The organism is Bdellovibrio sp. SBM16 (genome assembly GCF_056175625.1).
On the sequence record NZ_JBJKJG010000009.1, the window covers coordinates 38,033 to 55,751 of the forward strand.

Genomic DNA, 17,719 nt, shown 5'->3' on the forward strand with positions numbered 1-17,719 from the left:
TTAAGGCGAAGGACGGTGTTCTTCGCCCTGTCTTTGTGTCAGCCGCTGCCGCTCGTAATGGCCGGTAATCTGCGCAGTTTTTAAAATATGATTTTTCATAGTTTCATGAATGGTTTTAAGATCGGCCCGTGCCGGTCCCAGGTTTTCGATATCTAGCGCAAATAACGTAAATATATAGCGGTGAGCCAGATCACCTGACGGCGGTTTCGGGCCGTCGTAGCCAATGCTTCCGAACGAATTTACGCCTTGATCGATGCGAAGCGGGTCATGCAGCTCTTCTTTTTTCTCTAAACCTTCATGCAGGGCTGTTATTGATGGGTTGATATTGTAGACCACCCAATGCGTAAAGGTGGGGTCTTGCGGCGATTTTTTTGGCGAATCAATATCCTCGCACAGCAGGGCTAAACTTTTACAACCGCTCGGTACATCTGACCATTCTAGTGCCGGCGAGATATTTTCGCCATCACCTGTAAAGCGTTGAGGTATTTTGCCATAGTCATCAAATGCTGAACTGTTTAATCGCATGGGGAATCCTTTCCGTATGTTCAATTAGAGGTTTCAGCAAAAAGATTGCAAAGCTTAAGCCACCAAAGTTCTTGTCGATATGCAGTTTTGCTTAATATGATATCAATACAACAAGGAGATATCATCTATGACAGCAAAACTAAAATGTTTCATGCAGCCTTACGCTTTACCTAACTGTGCATCAACCGCGCTTTTAATAGTTCGTTTGGTGATGGGTGTAGCCATGATCTTGCACGGGTGGGGAAAAATCCAGGCCCCGTTTAACTGGATGGGACCTGATTCACCGGTTCCGGGCGTTTTACAATTCTTAGCCGCTCTTTCCGAGTTCGGCGGCGGCATCGCCCTGATCATTGGTTTATTAACTTCATTAGCGATGTTCGGTTTGGCTTGTACCATGGCGGTTGCGATTTACGTGCATGCCGGTATGAAAGGCGACCCGTTTGTTGGCGGTTATGAGTTGGCCACAGTGTATCTGGCATTATCGATTATGTTTATCTTAATCGGCCCGGGTAAGTTTTCGTTTGATAATAAAATTTTTGGCAATAAGACCTGCTAGAGAGAAACACTATGGCTAAAGCTTCAAAGTATATTGATATTTGTATTCAGCCGATTCCGAAAAAAAACTTAGCCGCTTACCGTAAGACGACTAAGTTAATCGGGCAGATTTTAATTAAACACGGGGCTTTAGCCAGCCGCGATTATGTCGGCGAAGATAAAAACGCCACTTCATTAACCGCTCCTTTTGGTAAAGCGGTAAAATTAAAGAAAAATGAAGTGGTGATTTACGCAGTTGCCGAATTCAAATCAAAAAAGCACCGCGAACAGGTTTTTACAAAAATGATGAAAGATCCAAAAATGGCAAAAATCGCTTTCATGATGGACGAAAAAAGAATGTTAATGGGCGGTTTCCAGTTACTGGTAGCGGTTTAATAAACTGCTACCAATATTTCCTGGCGATGCCAATCTTAGAAAATGAAAATCACCGTCGTCGTTAAGCCCAACAGCAAAAAAGAATCTGTCGAACTACAGGCAGATGGTTCTTATGTAGTTCGTGTTAACTCGCCGCCGGTTGAAGGCAAGGCCAACGAGCGGGTGATTGAACTGTTATCAGAACATTTCAGGCAGCCCAAGTCATTGATTGCACTGGTCAGTGGACAAAAAAGCAAAAAGAAAATTTTTGCTATCGGGACCAAATAAATGGTGATACACATACGCTCATTATGAAATACTGGGTTTTTGATTTAGACGGCACATTAGTTGATTCATTCGGTTTTTATTTTACCACCGTAGAAAAGATCATGGGTAAAACCATGACCACAGACGAACGTAAACACTGTGTAAGTTTACATGCTTCGGATTTATTTAAACATCACCTGGGCGAAGAAAAAGCCAAAGCAGCTTTACTGGAGCTTAAAAAAATCAACTTACAAGACACCTGGGATACGCAGAAATTCTCAGCGATTGATGAATTACTGTCGTATTTAAAAGAAAAAGACTGTTCGATTTCTATTTTTACCAGTCGCGATCTTAACTCAGCTAAATTTACCGTTGAGACAACCGGCCTTGCCAAATACATCGATCATTTAATCTCTGGTGATTGTGTAGCGGTAAAAAAGCCAAACCCTGAGGGATTACATCGCTTACAACAGCTTTATAACTGTACCGCTGAAGAAATGGTGATGATCGGTGATCACGAGTGCGACGTGCAGGCCGGAACTGCCGCCGGAGCTTTTTCAGTGCGGGCCAGCTGGCACCCGCACTGGGAGCATGAAGTGTGCACAATTGGGCATAAGCAGTTTCATTCAGACCACCAGTTTTTATCGTGGGTTAAAGCCACTCTCTAGATCGGGCAAAATTCCTCAGATCCCTATGGCGGCGTGATTGCACTAACTGGTGGGTCGGAGCAATCATGCCGTTAGGTTTATTTAAAATTTCTGCAGTATTCAGTCTTGCCTTTGTTTTTCTTCAGGCTTCAGCGTCGGCGCAAGCCGCAGAGCCGGTTAGAAATCATACCGATGCTAATCTTGAACAGCGGGTGAATGAACTTGAAGAGCAGCTTAAGTCGATAAACGAGTGGTACACTAATTATTACGTGCTCGGTAAAGGCCGGGTGTCACCGCTGTTGACTCAGTCGCTTTACTTAGGTGGCTATTTTGAAACAGCCGCTACGCACCTGCAGGGGCCGGATATGAAGCGGCAAACATCTGTAAATTCACACACGTTAGCGCTAAACTTAACCGCACCGTTTAATGAGCAGATGAAGTTTGTCACGCAATTGTCTTCTCGTCTTGAAGTTCCGCTGGCCAATGTTGACAATAATCCCAACCTCAATCCGCCGAAGCGCCAGTTTGCAGGTGCAAACTATTTTTCGGTACCGGCCCATGGCTATTTTGAATATGCGTTGAATGATTACTTCAACGTGCAAGTCGGGCTGGGATTTACTCCGTTTGGCATCATGTATCTTAATTATGAACCGGAATTATTCCGCTTGCGCGGTGGTTCGCAGATGCTGGCGTATGATTTCACCGATGGGTCGACTATCGGTATTGCGTCGCCTATTTGGACCGGTTTGCATATTTATGGCAGCTTTTCTGAAGCAAAAAATAGCGGGTACCATCTGTACTCTTTGACGACAATTCATGCTGTGGATTCTGTCGGTGTTGGTGCGCGGCTGTGGTACCGATTAATGGAAAACGCAACCATTGGAACATCAGTGCAGACCGGTAGCTTGCCGGTTGGTCAGTATTTGTCACACGGATTTGATATTGATCTCAGATTTGCACAATTCGGAGTTATTTCTGAATACGCGTACTCGAGAAACTCAGACGGCGTATTGGATAATGAAATATATTATATCGAACCGTATATGAATCTGACCGAGCAGTGGGTTATTTTTTTGAATACTGAATATATCGACACTCCGGCGCGAACTGATTATTTTACCGGTATACCCAATCCGGTTAAAAAGTGGCGCTGTGCGGCCGGTTTTAACTGGTTGCCGATCGCCAATGCCCGTTTTCGCGTAGTTTATCTTTTTCATGATTACATCGATGAAGCTGATTCTATTGCCGGACAAGAACGCGATTACCAAGCGATAGATTTGTCAATGGCCGTAGCCTTTTAAAGCTGGGGAAATAAGCCACCCGCGTGGATTAATGCTTCGCTTTTTTTTCTGAATTCCAAGGCAGTTACCTCTGTCGATGGCTAATTTTTTGCAGCTTTTTAATTAATTCGGAGTAATCGATGAAGACAGATCGCCATTTTATTTTTTTGGTCGAAGATAATGCTGACGATGAAGCGCTGACTTTGCGCGCTCTTAAAAAGAACAAAATCAGCAATCAGGTGGTTGTGGCCCGCGACGGAGTTGAGGCCTTGGATTTTTTATTCGCCCGCGGAAAGTTTGCTGATCGTGATATTTCTGTCCAGCCGCAAGTCATGTTGCTGGATCTGAATTTGCCTAAGATTGATGGCTTAACAGTTTTGAAGCAACTGCGGGCCAACGAAGCAACTAAGCTAATTCCAGTGGTTATTTTAACCTCATCAAAAGAAGATCAAGATTTAATTGAAGGGTACAGTCTCGGAGCAAATAGTTATGTTCGCAAGCCTGTGGATTTTAATGATTTCAGCGAAGCAGTACGCAATCTGGGTTTATACTGGTTACTTCTTAATGAAGTGCCAAAACCACCACAGACTGAACACATGGCACAGATCAATCGTGCGCCATCGGCAGAGTCTGCAACCCCAAAACACTAGCTGAAGCTTTTTTAGGAATGATGATGATTGTAAAAAACATTATTCTTATTCTTACGGCGTTGTTCAGCCTGCAACTGGCGCGGGCAAAGGCGGGGAAGGTTGTATTTATTGTTAATAGCGACAATGCAGCCGAGTCGATAACGGTTACTGAACTGCGTGACTACTATTTTAAACGCAAGCGTCGCTGGCCTGATGGTGAGAGTGTTCGCTTTATGGATCGAACGGCAGGGCCGTTGCGAGATGCTTTTTTAAAAGATTTTATCGGCAGATCTAACTCAGATATCGAATTACACTGGATCGGGCAAAAACTCTATTCCGGCGACAGCGCACCGATTAAAGAAAGCTCTGATTCGACAACCATGAACTTTGTAGGCGCACTCAAAGGAAGCATCAGTTACGTCTCAGAAGCAACCGTCTTAAAAAAGAACGTAAAGGCAATAAAAATAGAGATGCCAGGAGATTAATATTAACTCACTGACGCAGACTAAATCCATCACCAGAAGTTTAACGATTACCATTGTGGGAATTTCGTTATTACTTTTGTTCGAAGCCGGAGGAATATGGCTGGCCAGCCGCAATTCGCTACAGGCTTTATCAGAGATGAACCGCACGATACATGTGATTAATGAAGTGCGAAACCTCCGTCAGGTTATTGCCACGCGCACCCAGTTTTTAAAAGAGTTTGCCAGCGATCATAAGTTAAGTGCTGAAGAGGCGGTTATCCTAAATAAAGCTGAAGCGCAGATGCACGGCCTGTTTCAGCTCTGTCTCGAGTTAAGCCAGTGGCATAAAGATGTGCATGCCCTTATTAGTGAGGCCAAACAAAAACTTGCGGAAGAAAGAGCGCTTTCACTTGATATGCTGAGTGATCCGAACAAGAAATTTGAGCCGGTGATTGTCGATCAGCTCATTCTCGAAGCGCAGGATTCGCTGGGAAAAGTTCAGTTGGTTTTATCTGATAACTCTGAAAACGTCTTTTTGCATTTATATGAAAACCGGTTTGTGCCACTCACCGTAGCTTTGGTTCTTGCGGTGGTGTTTTTGCTGTTTGCCCTGTGGTTAGGTTCGCGCTTAAAAAAAAGAATTAACCAACCCATCATCAATTTGATCCAAAGTACACGGCAACTTTCTGAGGGCAATCTACGGGCCCGCGCTACGATTTATGATATCGATGAGTTTGGTGTTTTAGCACAGGCATTTAATGCAATGGCGGCCAATCTTGAACAGAGTACAGTTTCGCGAAGTTATATTGAAAATATTCTTGAGTCGATGCTTAACTGTGTGCTGGTCGTGGATGAAAACGGTAAAATTATGACGGTAAACCGTCTGACAGTGCAGACGTTCGGTTATTCAAAGTCTGAACTGATCGGCCTATCTGTATATGAGATTCTGCATGATGATATGCGGCTATTGAAACCGAATACCAATATTGAAACCGAAGCTTTTACCCGCAGCGGAAAAAAAATCGCAGTGCAGTTGTCGGTTGCCTCATTGCATGAGCAGGCAAAAATGCCATCAAATTTACGTGTATGTGTCATTAAAGATATTTCTGAGCGAAAGCGCTTAGAAAACGAAGTCAGAGAAAGAAACTTGGCTTTAAGTGCGGCCAATCAGGAGCTCGAAGCCTTCAGTTATTCGATTTCACATGATCTTCGCGCGCCGCTTCGGATAATCGATGGCTTCAGCCAGGCCCTGGTAGAAGATGTCGGTGATCAATTACAGGGTGATGCGAAAATTCACCTTGAGCGCATCCGTGCAGGTGTTCAGAGAATGGGCCAATTAATTGATGCCGTATTAAACCTATCGCGGCTGACCCGTACAGCGATGACGATCACAGTTGTGGATTTAACAGAAATGGCAAAAAATATAATCGCCGAACTTCGTCATCTGGAGCCACAGCGAATAGTTGAAGTAAACATCCATGAAGCGATGAAAGCTTCGGCCGATGCGCTGTTAATGAAAGTTACCCTTGAGAATTTACTTGGCAATGCCTGGAAATACAGTTCTAAAAAAGAAGTGGCTAAGATTGAGTTCGGAAAAATGTCAAAAGACGGTCATGAAGTCTACTTTGTAAGGGACAACGGTGCCGGTTTTGATATGGAGTACGCGAAAAAGCTTTTTACGCCGTTTCAAAGGTTGCACACACAAAGTGAATTTAGCGGTACTGGCATCGGACTGGCCAGTGTCAAAAGGATTATCCACCGCCATGGTGGAACGATCTGGGTTGAAAGCGAAGTCGATAAGTGCACAACTTTTTACTTTACGTTGGGGACGCCGGCTCAGGTGGTCGGCGCTTAGAATCTGTCGCACGGTATCTGGCGATACATTCGACCAAGGCGCGTTTAGTAATTGGTTTTGAAAGAAAGTCGGTAAAGCCGATATTCAGACAACGTTCTCTTTCGTCTTCAAAAGCGTGCGCTGTAAATGCGATAATCGGTTTTTTATAGCCTTTTTTGCGCAATTTGGCCGTGGCAGTATATCCATCCATAACCGGCATCTGAATATCCATAATAACAAGATCATGGTCGCCGCTTTCAGCTTTTTTCATACCTTCTTCGCCGTCTGAGGCAAGATCGACTTTGACGCCTTCCATTTCTAAAAAGTTTTGCACCAGTAGCTGGTTATCAAGCGAATCTTCGATAAGTAATACTTTAAAATCAGTTAGGATCGCTTCAGGCAGCGGCGGTTGCGGGGTTGAGTCAATAAGATCCACCGGTTCTGCCAGTAAGTTTGTAAAGCTTCTGATCGTCGGGGATTTAGCGATATCGCCGGCTTTAACTGTGGCAACAAATGTACTGCCTTCACCGGGCTTACTTGTCGCTAAAAACACATCACCGCCAAGAGCCTGCGCCAATTGTTTTGCCAGCGTAAGTCCAAGGCCGGTGCCACCAAAGCGGCGGGTCATAGAACTATCGACCTGTGTGAAAGGCTCGAAGAGATGTTTGATTTCTTCTTCAGACATGCCAATGCCGGTATCGCTTACAATAAACTGCATGACAGCATCGGTTCCAGCCAGATCTATTTTAACTTTAAGGGTGACAGAGCCGTGATTGGTAAATTTAATGGCATTTCCCAATAAGTTAAGCAGAATGTGCTGAAGTTTCGTGGAGTCGGATGTGATCATCGACGGAATCTTGTCTTCAACTTCAAATTTCAGCTCAAGCTTTTTCTCGTTGGCCAGCGGTGAGAGAATCGACTTCACCTGCGCAATCACCTGCGGAACAGAAAAACGCGTAAACTTTAATTGTAACTTACCAGCTTCAATTTTTGACAGGTCCAAGATTTCATCGATAACTTTTTTTAAGTGCTGGCTGTTACGGGTAATTTTTTTTAACCAAAGTATTCTGTCCTTCTCATCTTTGTAATTGGTCTGCAGTAATTCTGATAAACCCATGATTGCATTTAACGGCGTACGGATTTCGTGGCTCATGTTGGCTAAAAATTGTGATTTGGCATTATTAGCTGCTTCGGCATCTCGCTTTGCTTCTTCTAATTTGACTTCGTACATTTTTGCTTCGGTTATGTCAGTCATTAGACAGACATAACCGCGCACCGAGCTGTTTTCGATTTCTGGTGCCAATGTCAGATTAACGTAGCGTTTACTGGACGAATTGTTGAGCGTGCTTTCAAAACTTATATGTTCACCGCTGTTAAGTGAAGGAAGAGATTTTTTAATCTGTTCAGCAATCCGTGTTCCGAAAATACTTTCGACACTTTCGTTTTCAAGATTTTTATTAAACCACTCTGAGCTGACTTTGTTGGCAAAGGTAAACTTCAGGTCAGGGGTGATGTAAGCCAGAGTGGCCGGTAAGATATCAGTGATGGCTTTTAGCTGCTTTTCATTCTGGCGCAGGCGTTCTTCGGCAACGAATTTTTGCTGTTGCGATTGCATCAGATCAAGAGCGATTTTAATGGCTGATGGCAAGCGCACGATCTTGTCTTTGATCACATAATCAACGGCGCCTTTTTTCAGACACTCAACAGCCATTTCATCCGAAAGGGTACCAGTGACGATAATAAGCGGGATGGCCAGTTTTTTTTCGTTCAGAATGTCCAGGGCCGCCAATGCGCCAAACTGCGGAATTGAATAGTCACACAAAATGATCGTGGGTTTAAAGTTTTCAAGAGCATCAAGAAACGCAATACGAGTATCAATGGCGATCGAGGTGTAATTTAAATCAGACTTACTTAAGGCCCGCTGGACCAGCAGTTGGTCTAGCTGGTTGTCTTCTACAATCAGAATTTTAAGGCTTTTGTCGCGAACCTCGTCCATATTCTATTTTTATCACGCGTGCGAATAAAGAAATATACATTTATGTTTTAACAAAATGCTCGCGGAAATTTTGGACGGTGTTGCATAAATTTTTCGAGATAAAAAGCAAATCTGACACTTTTTACTTGCTGAAAAAAAAGTTGAACTTTACACCGCGGCTTTAGTCCTAAAACGGTACATTTTCGCTCTGAAAATGCCGATAAATGCACTGTGATAAAAACCAACGCAGACCGTAAATGGATCGTACTCATAGTGATTTTGCTGATTGCAGAAGTGCTGTGGCTATTAATGGATCTGCAGGTGATCAAAGCTCCGTTCTTTACAAAAAAACAACTGACGCCAAATACCACCGAAGCCGGCTACATTATCACCAGCAAAAAAGACTTAAAGCGTCGCGGGGCAAATAGTCTTATCTGGGAAGACACCCAACCTAAAGATACGTTGTTCTACCATGACTCCGTATTAACGCTATCGCAAAGTTCGGCCAAGCTTTATCTTAAAGATCAAACTGATCTCGAGCTTTCAGAAAATACGCTGGTTACACTCGAAGAGCCGGAAGATAAAACCAAATCAGAAATTCGCCTGCGCTTTGCACGCGGTGATCTGCGCGCCAGAAATCCTTCTTATAAAACCTCGGTTGTCGGTGATGACTGGGTGGTAAATCTTGATAAGGGATCAGATATCGTGCTTCGTAAAGATCAGGATTCGTATGAATTTGAAGTCGTTTCCGGCTCGGCAACTTTACAGACACAGAGTGGCCAGCAGAACTTAACTCAGGATAAACTCATTAAACTTAATAACGATAAACAAATCGAAGCCGTCAGCAAAAGTGAAGATTTACAATGGGCCGAGAAAAAGCCGGTGCGCATTTACACGCTTGATGATGCGGCAAATATTCCGCTACAGTGGACTGGTGATGCCCAAGAGATGGTTATCAATAAATCGGGCAGTGAGGAAAAAAACCAAGTGCTTGGTCAGGCCCGTAACACGGCTTCGGTTAAACTGGATCATGGCAGTTATAAAATTCGTCTAAAGAATAATAAGGGAATTTCTGAGGCAAAAACTGTTGAAGTGTGGAAAGCCCCGCGTATTTATTTAAAAAAGCCGCTTCCGCGCGACCGTTTAAAAACCAACGAAGCCCATGAATTTATCTGGACAACAGAAAGCGGTGTAAAAACCTACCGTGTGCAGTTTTCAGCAAAAGGTCAGCCTGCGCACCACGAGCTTGTTGATCAGAATTTTAAATCGTTAAAGTTTGATAAAGAGCAGGATCTGCAGTGGCAGGTGCAAGGCGAAGATGAAGACGGTTTTGTGATTCCGCCGTTATATCACAATGAAATCTATCTGCGTGATGAACCGCTGCAGGCCCCGAGATTAAAAACACCGGATGTCAAAAAAGAAACTTTGCCAGCTGGCGCAAGCCACCGCTACAAATGGCAATGGCTGGCCGCTGCCGTTTTTACGCCGGCACTGGCCAGACAAGAAAATTTCGAAGTTAATTTTGCCTGGGAGCCGGTTACCGGAGCGGATCAATATGTTTTAGAAGTGTCGTCAACGCCAGATTTCCGTAAGCCTGAGTTGATTAAAACGCTAAGTGCAACTTCGTATCTGTGGAAAAATGTAAAATATAAAAAATACTACTGGCGTGTGGCTTCGGGAAATGTCAAAGGCCGCATGGGTCTGTTTTCAGAGCCGATGGAACTGCAACTGGATGAAATCAAAGTGACGGCGCCGGTAGAAGCGATGGTCACTAAGCCAGTTGAAGTGGAAAAGTCAGTAATCGACGCACCAGCCGCGGCAGAGCCGGTAGCTGTGAACGAAGCAGATGTTACACGCAGTGAAACACCGGTTGAATTGGTATTGCCGCAAATTCCGTCGGGATTAGGTTTTGCTTTTGCGCCGGGGTTTAAATATGCAAAGACCTCCGGCGCCCAAGAGACGAATATAGATTTACAAGGGGCGGTATTGTTAGGTGTCCAGCTAAGCTATAAGTCGTCCTGGATTAACAAACACAATTACCACTTTAATCTGTGGACCAGCACGCAAACCTGGAAACCGCAGCCTGCCGATGATTATCCGCTGCAGGATAATCTAAAAATCCGGGAGTCGATCATTACTTTCGACCGCGGAAGCTTAAAGCAAAAAATGCGCTGGGGTGTGATTGCCCATGAAACTTTTATTCCGCAGCGTCTATCTAACGAAACTGTTGCAGTTAAATCGCAACTTGCTTTCGGGGTTCGCACCACACGTATATTCGACGTCACTGAGCACTGGCAGAATAATCTGGGAATTTCGCTATTGAGCTCAGGCCAAATGCACGAGGTGATGTTCGATGCGCAGACTAAGATATATTTTTCGCAGCCGGATAATAACTACCGTTGGCTGCTGGGCGTGGGTGGCAAGGTCGTAAATCAAAGCTTTAACGATGGCGGCGGTTTACAGAGTGATGTTATTTTCTTGCTCGGGCTCGAACAGTTTTAGGTTTTCTTAACTGCCACGCGAGCAGCAGCGGTGCTAATAATAGAGAGACAACCCAAGGTAAAGAATCGGGCGGCATATTTTTAACCAGGCCGCAGCCGCTGCTTTTAAAACTGAAGTTTTCCTGAATTCCCGGGTCATAAGTGATATTCACGTCGTCGACAAAGGTTGGATTTAAAGCATCTGAATTATTCAGACTTAAGCGGAATTTGATATAACGTTTTTTGCTGATGCCGGAGATTGCTGCGGCATTAATCCAGCCGGAGTCATCAGTAACGAAATTATCATCACTTCCGGACACCTGAATGGTGATATCTGAACTTGCAGAATCAGCAGCGATAGATTGATAACTAACAAGATTTGAGCCGGTATCAAAACTTCTACTGGTTGCCGTTTGTACCGTACCCGAGACGAAGCCGGCCAATCCATCCGATGTTATCACATTGTTGGTAATTGATCCGTTGTTAATCAAAGTTCCTACGCCAAGCCATGTCCGTCCCGGTGCGCCGAAGCCGCCCTTACCATTGGGAGCAACCTGCGACGTGCTGTTAGCGCCAAGTCCGTGACTGGCCGAGATCGTGCCGCCGGCTTGGACATCAAGAGTTGCGGGTGTGAGTATTCTGATGTTGCCACCGGCACCACCACCACCGCCGCCGCCGGAAATTCCGCTGCCGCCGTCACCGCCGGTCGCAAGAATAGATCCACCAGCTGTCACAACAACACTGCTTACGGCGTGAATGACAACAGTGCCACCACCGGCGCCGCCGCCACCGCCGCCTTCGCTGCCGGATCCTGTACCGCCGCCACCGCCGCCACTGCCATTAAAATTTATAAATTCATCATCATTAGTGCAGGCTCCGTTTGCGCCACCGAGATTTGTAATAGTGCCGTTGTATCCTGCTTCGCCCTGATTGCTGCTATCATAGTATGAACCACCGCCGCCGCCACCGGCACCGGAAACAGCGCCGCTGAAAAGTCCTCCCAGGCCGCCGGTGATTGTTCCCGTAGTTGGTAACCCGTCATTGCCGGATGCACCTGCTGCGCCACCGGCACCGCCGGAAAAACCGCCGCAGCGGCCAGTACCGCCGCTACCGCCGCTACCACCAGCGGCACTGCTGCCATTGTTACCATTACAGGTAATAACGCCGTCGATGATCACAGTCGATAAACTGTGAATGACTAAGGGGCCATTAATACTTGATAAAGTATGGCTAGCATCAAGATGAAAACGCGTAACTTTTAAGACCGGAAACTGATTGGCATCAACTGTAATGTGATTGCCAACAACGGTTCCAAACTGCGCGTAAGTACTGGGTTCGAATGCGCCATCACTGCCATCGCTGACACTGAACGTGGTATGACTGGTTCCTGTAGCGCCATAGTCATAAACAAGAGGACTGGGATGTAATCTTCCCAATTCGGTATTCCAGACCAGTGTTGAACTGTCTTTGTTCGCTGTTGAAGTAAATGATTCGTTGATCACGCGGGCATTGGCGCTAAGTGAAAAAAACAAGATGAGCCAACTTAAGCGTTTCATAAAAATCTATCCGGTCTGGGCCGAATCCTCGGTAAGTTTTAAGGCGTGAAATACCTTATCGCGTAAAATCTCAGAGCGAAACGGTTTTATAATATAACAATCAATCGCGTGACGTTTGGCACTGGTGATCTTCATGCGTTCTTGCGATTGCTGACTGGTCACCATGATAAACGGTGTTGCATAGCGGGTATTATGGGCCCGCACGGCTTTAAGCAGCGACAGGCCATCGGTACGTGGCATTTCCCAGTCCGAAATAATCAAATCAATGCGCTGGATCGTATCTAAGACGAAACGATAAGCTTCAGCACCATCACGCGCTTCGATAAAGCTACGGAAACCAAACATAGTTAAGTAGTCTTTAATGATTCCGCGGACTTCATCATCGTCATCGACGATCATGATAGTCATGCGACTAATATGAGCCTTACTCATGATCTCCCTCTTGTTTAATCGGGATCTTGATCGTTACTTCAACGCCCTTGGCAGGGTGGTTGCTTAACGAAAATTCACCCAGATGTTCAACTTCAATAATCTCTTTACAGATCGGTAAACCAAGGCCTGTGCCTTTGTTGCCTTTTGTTGTGTAAAACGGATTCATAACATACGGTAATACATCCTGCGGAATACCCGGCCCGTGATCGCGGATCTTAATTTCAACCCATGAATCCGGCTGGTTACCTTCGGGATTTGCGCATTTTGCTACCGAGATATCAATCTGGCCAGACGGCGACATCACATAAGCCGCGTTCGTAAATAAATTAATAAATACCTGTACCAGTGAATGGTGATTCGCTTCAACTTCACATTGATGATACTTAATTTTAGTGACTTTAATATTTCTTTTACTGAAGTCATGCGCCATTAAATCAAGTGCTTCATCGATACTGGCATTTAATTTAATACTTGCCAGCTCCGGAGTAACTTCGACGTTGTTCATTTTTTTAAACTTAGACAACACACTCGAAGCAGTTTCGCCGGCTTTGAGGATTGTTGTTAAAGCGGTACGCATTTGTGCAAGATCGCCTTTCATCAAAGCAATTTCAGCGTGACCCACGATATGCATCAGTAAGTTACCGAATTCGTGCGCAACACTGCGGCCAACTGCTGCAACGGTGCTGTTGCGCTCATTTTGGCGTAATAGCTGTGAGGCTTCAGACAGTTGTTCGTCCTGAAGCTTTTTTTGTTCCTTTAAATTCCAGAGCGAAACGGCATTACGGGCTTTCTGCAGAATGGCCCCGTCAGTAAACGGCTTATTCATATAATCCCAGCGGTCGGATTTGTTTGGCCCTAAAATCTGGTTGATCGAATCTACGGTACGGTCATGATAAGCTGTTACAAATACGGCGTGAATTTTCGGGTCCATTAAATGGATCTGGCGGACCAACTCGATACCGTCAATTTCACTACCCAATAAAACGTCGAAAAAACCCATCGCAAATGGTTTACCGTTTAAAATCGAAGTTTTGATGTGATGCAAAGCTTCGGTCGGATTTTTTGCCCACACCACTTCAAATTTATCTTTTTGTACGTCGTTCGGTGTGCCCGCTGGTTTATTCGGAGGTGCCGAGCGACTGGACCGGTTGATCGGGACAACAGCTGCCGGTGCCGGAGCGATAATTGATTTGATTCCCTCAGCAATCGCCGGTTCGTCTTCGACGATAAGCACGCGCCAATTGTATTCGTAATCTTTCTTGGCTTGTGGCAGTTCGACGATGTTTAGTTTTTTCGCAGCTTGACTCATGCAGCACCTTCTTTAATTTCGTTTATGTCTAATTGTTTCTTTAATTTAATTGGTAATAGAATTTTAAAAGTAGTCTCTTTAAACGGCACTGATCCGTAAAAAGCGATATCGCCACCATGTGCACGGATAAAACGGCGGCTGATCCCCAGGCCAAGACCAGTGCCTTCGTCGGCGGATTTAGTGGTAAATTGTTTTTCAAACAACATCGGCTGGTGCTCTTCTGAAATCCCGCTGCCGTTATCAGTAATAGAGATAATGATATTTTCATCTGTTAACTCAGTTGAAAGTTTTAAAATATGTTTGTGCTGTTTACCTAACATGGCGTGCAGTGAATTTCGCATCAGATTGGTAGCTGCTTGAATAAATTCATCACGATCGATTGAAACTTCGTCGTAGCCGGCGGCATAGGATTCAATCACATCAATATCCTGCTGCATAAAAAGATCAGCCATAATATTTTTACAATCCTTCACAAGCTGACGGGCAGAGTACGTTTTAATATCTGAATGTAAGCGGCTTAATTTTCTCATGCCATCGACGATTTTTCCGATGCGACGACTTTCATTGATCAAAAACTGCGTATCTGACTCGATATTCTGGGTTAATTGGGTAAAGGCCTCGTGCACTGAATCCAGGTTGTGCATATCTTCCTGCCAAAGTGTCCATGCCTGATCAACCTGAGATGGCTGCTGCCAGGCCGTTGCCAGGGCCTCAAAGCCGCCACTGTTATGGTCGTTTTTCCACGAGGTAAAAATATCTTTCATTAAATCGAGCTGCGGTTGGATCTGGTTATGCAGACGTCTTTCAACACCGCTTAAGCGGGCTAAAATTCCGGTCAGAGGGTTTAACACTTCATGCGCCGCACGGCCGGCAATTTCACCGGCAGAAGCAAGACGGGTCGTCTTTAGCAGAGCCTCCTGTGCGTCTTTAACTGCCTGATTTTGCACTTCTAATTGTAAGGTACGTTCTTTGACTTTGCGGTCTAACTCGCGGTTGATTTCTTGTAACTCATCGCGGGATTGTTTTAAATCAGAAATCATCTGGTTAAACGAACTTGCCAGCATACGGGTTTCGTCCCGGGTATCTACTTTAATCTGTGTGGATAAATCACCGGTCGAAACTTTTTCCATACCGTGCACCAGAATAGAGATCGGTTCGGTTAACGAACGTGATAATAAAAACGCAAATAACAGAGATAACGTAATAACGATCAAAGCAAACGATAATGACCGCGAAACCAGCTCAGTCACCGCAGAAAATGCATGATCTTTGGAAACTTTAGATAGAATAACGATCTGCCCCTGGTAAGTTTTTGCAAAAGCCCCAAGAAACTCTTTGCCGTCATCCTGGGTTGCAGCAACGCTGAGATTGACCTTGGCCTCTCTGGCTTTCTGAAACAGGGCATTGTTCTGTAAATTTTTCGCCTGCTTCATCCAGTCAAAATTTGAATGCAGCAGTATTTTTCCCGAGTTGTCGACGATTGAAACTTCGCTCATTTTAACGACGTTTAAAATTTTTAAAATTTTATCCGCCTGTATGTAACCGACCACGGCTAAATGATCTGTCGGAATTCCTTTTTGATCTTCGATAACCACATTACGCCCGTAGCCGATCAGCGGCGTTCCGCCTTCGATTGAAGCGTTCCAGAAATATTCGCCGTTTTTTAAAATTTCATTAAAAGGAACAGCGCGCTGGCCTAAAAGCGTCGTTGTGAAAAAATCATTCGCAAGCCCATAGGTCTCAGCATACTTTTTGTCGCTGTATGTTTTGATCGCGATACTTTGTTCCTGACGGTAAAGAGAAGCAAAAACGACCGGTGAGTTTTCGCCGAAAACCTGATCGGCATAGGTTTTAGTCGCCGGATTGGTTGAAAGGGTTGCAAACAATCTGAACTTGTCAGAGACGCCTTTAAATTCAGTTTCAATTTCAGCGGCTAAGTTAGACACCATGCTGCGATTTAAATCGAAAACTAATTCTGTCTTATCGGTTTTAAAAACTTCTACGGCAATCAATAGATACACCACGAGACAGGCCATGAGTAACGCACTCATAACACCGAGAAACTTGGTTCGTATTGAAAAAAAGCCCTTCATTATATCTCCGTAAAAGACCACTTCTTATCGGCCAAGCCGATGAATTTACTTAGGAAAAACCTAAAATTCGGTGATTTTTACGGGCTAAACTATCGTAGAGTCCTGAAGGCGCGCTCGTCACTGACCGCATTTTGCCCTCCTGGCGTAGTTGATATCGCTTTAACGCTATAAAGGGTATTCGCCGTTAAACCGGTAATTGTTAAAGTATGGTGCTGGACCAAAGTTGCATCAACCGCGCTCGTTCCGGAAACGCCGGTGGAAACCTGTTTCCACCAGCCCTGGCTGGTTGACGGAATATTTGTGGTCCATACCAATGTGATACGGTCGCGCTGTACATTCGAGATTGTAAAGTTGCTGATCGCCAAAGGCTGCTCGGTTGGCACACAGGGATTTTCGGCTTGATCCGGAAAATAATAGTTCGCATTTTCTAAAACTTTCCAGTCGCGCGCCAACAGTTCATAGAAAGGCTGTTTGGGTTCAACCGGATTTTTCGTTGAATCAAAGAATAAACTGTTGCCTTGTTTGCCGCAAAGCGGGTCAACCACAGTCTGACTTACACCATCCGGCCAAGGGCGCCACATGCTGACCAATGAAATATGATAACGCGGTCCCTGGTAATAATCGATCATCACCGGAATTTTGGTATTGTGATCCAGATAGATCGGCTCTGTAGCACAGGCCATTTTAGTCGCGTGAGTTCCGTCATTGTTGACAATCACTTTCCAGCCGCCATGACCATCCGGAATTTTGATTATCGCACCGTCGTCGGCAAGAGTAGCTAACTGGTAATAACCCGCCGGTTCATGGGCTGCCAGTTGCAGTTGCGACTCCATATGTAAGCCGAAATATTCATACAGTGTGGTGCCGCTGGCATTGGTAATCAACGATCCCGATTGCGTGTAAAAACCACGGTCAAACGGGCGGGTCGGAATAAACAAGCGGTCTAAGTAAATATTGGCTTCGGCGACATGGGCGTTATCCATAAAATCGGCTAGATTGTTATAGCGGGGCTGATCATCTGATAGAAAAAATAAGTTACCGATTAAGCCGCGGTCACGGGCCTGCGGAGAATTGGTTTTAAATGGATCACAGACTGTATGTTCTGGGCTGGCTGAAGGATTTGAAGGCGGAGTGTCGTCTGGCTCAGAGACTACCGTACTTCCACTTTCGCTTCCGGTTGTGGGTTCAGTTAAACAGCCGGAAATAAAAACCGTGGAAAGAGATAACATTAATATGACTAATACACCTGTAAACGTCCGCATGACTTAATTTTAACAAATGTGTTTATTTTGTGTTGAAAAATACCCACCTTTCTCAAG

The 17,719-nt window shown here is 44.9% G+C and carries 16 protein-coding genes; 9 read left to right on the plus strand and 7 right to left on the minus strand.

All coding sequences use genetic code 11. The features are described from left to right. Window positions 1-525 (minus strand): YbhB/YbcL family Raf kinase inhibitor-like protein, encoded by a 525-nt coding sequence (locus AC04MM_RS10670; RefSeq protein WP_475380345.1) that lies wholly within the window; start codon window positions 523-525, stop codon window positions 1-3. A gap of 127 nt (window positions 526-652) precedes the next feature. On the opposite strand from AC04MM_RS10670, the gene AC04MM_RS10675 reads away from it, so the two are divergent. From AC04MM_RS10675 to AC04MM_RS10710, 8 genes are all read left to right on the plus strand, one after another. Continuing rightward, complete coding sequence (locus tag AC04MM_RS10675; RefSeq protein ID WP_475380346.1) at window positions 653-1,081, plus strand: DoxX family protein; 429 nt, start codon at window positions 653-655, stop codon at window positions 1,079-1,081. Between the two features lie 11 nt (window positions 1,082-1,092). After that, a complete protein-coding gene (locus AC04MM_RS10680) occupies window positions 1,093-1,455 on the plus strand; it encodes a DUF1428 domain-containing protein (protein ID WP_475380347.1) in 363 nt (120 codons plus the stop codon). 42 nt (window positions 1,456-1,497) lie between these two features. Beyond that, on the plus strand, window positions 1,498-1,722 hold the full coding sequence (locus AC04MM_RS10685) for a DUF167 domain-containing protein (RefSeq protein ID WP_475380348.1): 225 nt from the start codon (window positions 1,498-1,500) through the stop codon (window positions 1,720-1,722). A gap of 23 nt (window positions 1,723-1,745) precedes the next feature. Continuing rightward, on the plus strand, window positions 1,746-2,369 hold the full coding sequence (locus AC04MM_RS10690; protein WP_475380349.1) for an HAD family hydrolase: 624 nt from the start codon (window positions 1,746-1,748) through the stop codon (window positions 2,367-2,369). A gap of 65 nt (window positions 2,370-2,434) precedes the next feature. Continuing rightward, entirely contained in the window at window positions 2,435-3,649 is a 1,215-nt protein-coding gene (locus AC04MM_RS10695; RefSeq protein WP_475380350.1) for a hypothetical protein, read from the plus strand. 119 nt (window positions 3,650-3,768) lie between these two features. Then, complete coding sequence (locus AC04MM_RS10700) at window positions 3,769-4,278, plus strand: response regulator (protein WP_475380351.1); 510 nt, start codon at window positions 3,769-3,771, stop codon at window positions 4,276-4,278. A gap of 17 nt (window positions 4,279-4,295) precedes the next feature. After that, window positions 4,296-4,742, plus strand: a complete 447-nt coding sequence (locus tag AC04MM_RS10705; RefSeq protein ID WP_475380352.1) for a hypothetical protein — start codon at window positions 4,296-4,298, stop codon at window positions 4,740-4,742. A gap of 55 nt (window positions 4,743-4,797) precedes the next feature. Next, on the plus strand, window positions 4,798-6,576 hold the full coding sequence (locus AC04MM_RS10710) for a sensor histidine kinase (RefSeq protein WP_475380353.1): 1,779 nt from the start codon (window positions 4,798-4,800) through the stop codon (window positions 6,574-6,576). Here AC04MM_RS10710 and AC04MM_RS10715 read toward each other — a convergent pair. After that, the gene (locus AC04MM_RS10715) at window positions 6,539-8,551 is read right to left on the minus strand and encodes a response regulator (protein WP_475380354.1); all 2,013 of its coding nucleotides are present in this window, start codon (window positions 8,549-8,551) and stop codon (window positions 6,539-6,541) included. The two genes, AC04MM_RS10710 and AC04MM_RS10715, sit on opposite strands and share 38 nt — an antisense overlap. Window positions 8,552-8,761: 210 nt before the next feature. Here AC04MM_RS10715 and AC04MM_RS10720 point away from each other — a divergent pair, with 210 nt between their 5' ends. Continuing rightward, a complete protein-coding gene (locus AC04MM_RS10720; protein WP_475380355.1) occupies window positions 8,762-11,032 on the plus strand; it encodes a FecR family protein in 2,271 nt (756 codons plus the stop codon). Here AC04MM_RS10720 and AC04MM_RS10725 read toward each other — a convergent pair. From AC04MM_RS10725 to AC04MM_RS10745, 5 genes are all read right to left on the minus strand, one after another. Further along, window positions 11,001-12,566 carry a hypothetical protein gene (locus tag AC04MM_RS10725; RefSeq protein WP_475380356.1) on the minus strand — a complete coding sequence of 522 codons (1,566 nt, stop codon included), beginning with the start codon at window positions 12,564-12,566 and terminating at the stop codon, window positions 11,001-11,003. The two genes, AC04MM_RS10720 and AC04MM_RS10725, sit on opposite strands and share 32 nt — an antisense overlap. A 6-nt stretch (window positions 12,567-12,572) precedes the next feature. Next, window positions 12,573-12,998, minus strand: coding sequence for a response regulator (locus AC04MM_RS10730; protein WP_475380357.1), 426 nt, complete (start codon window positions 12,996-12,998; stop codon window positions 12,573-12,575). Continuing rightward, window positions 12,991-14,307 carry a hybrid sensor histidine kinase/response regulator gene (locus tag AC04MM_RS10735; protein WP_475380358.1) on the minus strand — a complete coding sequence of 439 codons (1,317 nt, stop codon included), beginning with the start codon at window positions 14,305-14,307 and terminating at the stop codon, window positions 12,991-12,993. The genes AC04MM_RS10730 and AC04MM_RS10735 overlap by 8 nt, the downstream gene beginning before the upstream one ends. Continuing rightward, window positions 14,304-16,400 carry an ATP-binding protein gene (locus AC04MM_RS10740; protein ID WP_475380359.1) on the minus strand — a complete coding sequence of 699 codons (2,097 nt, stop codon included), beginning with the start codon at window positions 16,398-16,400 and terminating at the stop codon, window positions 14,304-14,306. Before AC04MM_RS10740 ends, AC04MM_RS10735 begins: the two co-directional genes overlap by 4 nt. Window positions 16,401-16,489: 89 nt before the next feature. Continuing rightward, window positions 16,490-17,662, minus strand: coding sequence for a fibronectin type III domain-containing protein (locus AC04MM_RS10745; protein WP_475380360.1), 1,173 nt, complete (start codon window positions 17,660-17,662; stop codon window positions 16,490-16,492). Window positions 17,663-17,719: the final 57 nt, after the last annotated feature.

Bases quoted from the DNA above. Each gene is read 5' to 3' on its own strand.
- AC04MM_RS10670 (WP_475380345.1), bottom strand. From the start codon at position 525: ATGCGATTAAACAGTTCAGCATTTGATGACTATGGCAAAATACCTCAA.
- AC04MM_RS10675 (WP_475380346.1), top strand. From the start codon at position 653: ATGACAGCAAAACTAAAATGTTTCATGCAGCCTTACGCTTTACCTAAC.
- AC04MM_RS10680 (WP_475380347.1), top strand. From the start codon at position 1,093: ATGGCTAAAGCTTCAAAGTATATTGATATTTGTATTCAGCCGATTCCG.
- AC04MM_RS10685 (WP_475380348.1), top strand. From the start codon at position 1,498: ATGAAAATCACCGTCGTCGTTAAGCCCAACAGCAAAAAAGAATCTGTC.
- AC04MM_RS10690 (WP_475380349.1), top strand. From the start codon at position 1,746: ATGAAATACTGGGTTTTTGATTTAGACGGCACATTAGTTGATTCATTC.
- AC04MM_RS10695 (WP_475380350.1), top strand. From the start codon at position 2,435: ATGCCGTTAGGTTTATTTAAAATTTCTGCAGTATTCAGTCTTGCCTTT.
- AC04MM_RS10700 (WP_475380351.1), top strand. From the start codon at position 3,769: ATGAAGACAGATCGCCATTTTATTTTTTTGGTCGAAGATAATGCTGAC.
- AC04MM_RS10705 (WP_475380352.1), top strand. From the start codon at position 4,296: ATGATGATGATTGTAAAAAACATTATTCTTATTCTTACGGCGTTGTTC.
- AC04MM_RS10715 (WP_475380354.1), bottom strand. From the start codon at position 8,551: ATGGACGAGGTTCGCGACAAAAGCCTTAAAATTCTGATTGTAGAAGAC.
- AC04MM_RS10725 (WP_475380356.1), bottom strand. From the start codon at position 12,566: ATGAAACGCTTAAGTTGGCTCATCTTGTTTTTTTCACTTAGCGCCAAT.
- AC04MM_RS10730 (WP_475380357.1), bottom strand. From the start codon at position 12,998: ATGAGTAAGGCTCATATTAGTCGCATGACTATCATGATCGTCGATGAC.
- AC04MM_RS10735 (WP_475380358.1), bottom strand. From the start codon at position 14,307: ATGAGTCAAGCTGCGAAAAAACTAAACATCGTCGAACTGCCACAAGCC.
- AC04MM_RS10740 (WP_475380359.1), bottom strand. From the start codon at position 16,400: ATGAAGGGCTTTTTTTCAATACGAACCAAGTTTCTCGGTGTTATGAGT.
- AC04MM_RS10745 (WP_475380360.1), bottom strand. From the start codon at position 17,662: ATGCGGACGTTTACAGGTGTATTAGTCATATTAATGTTATCTCTTTCC.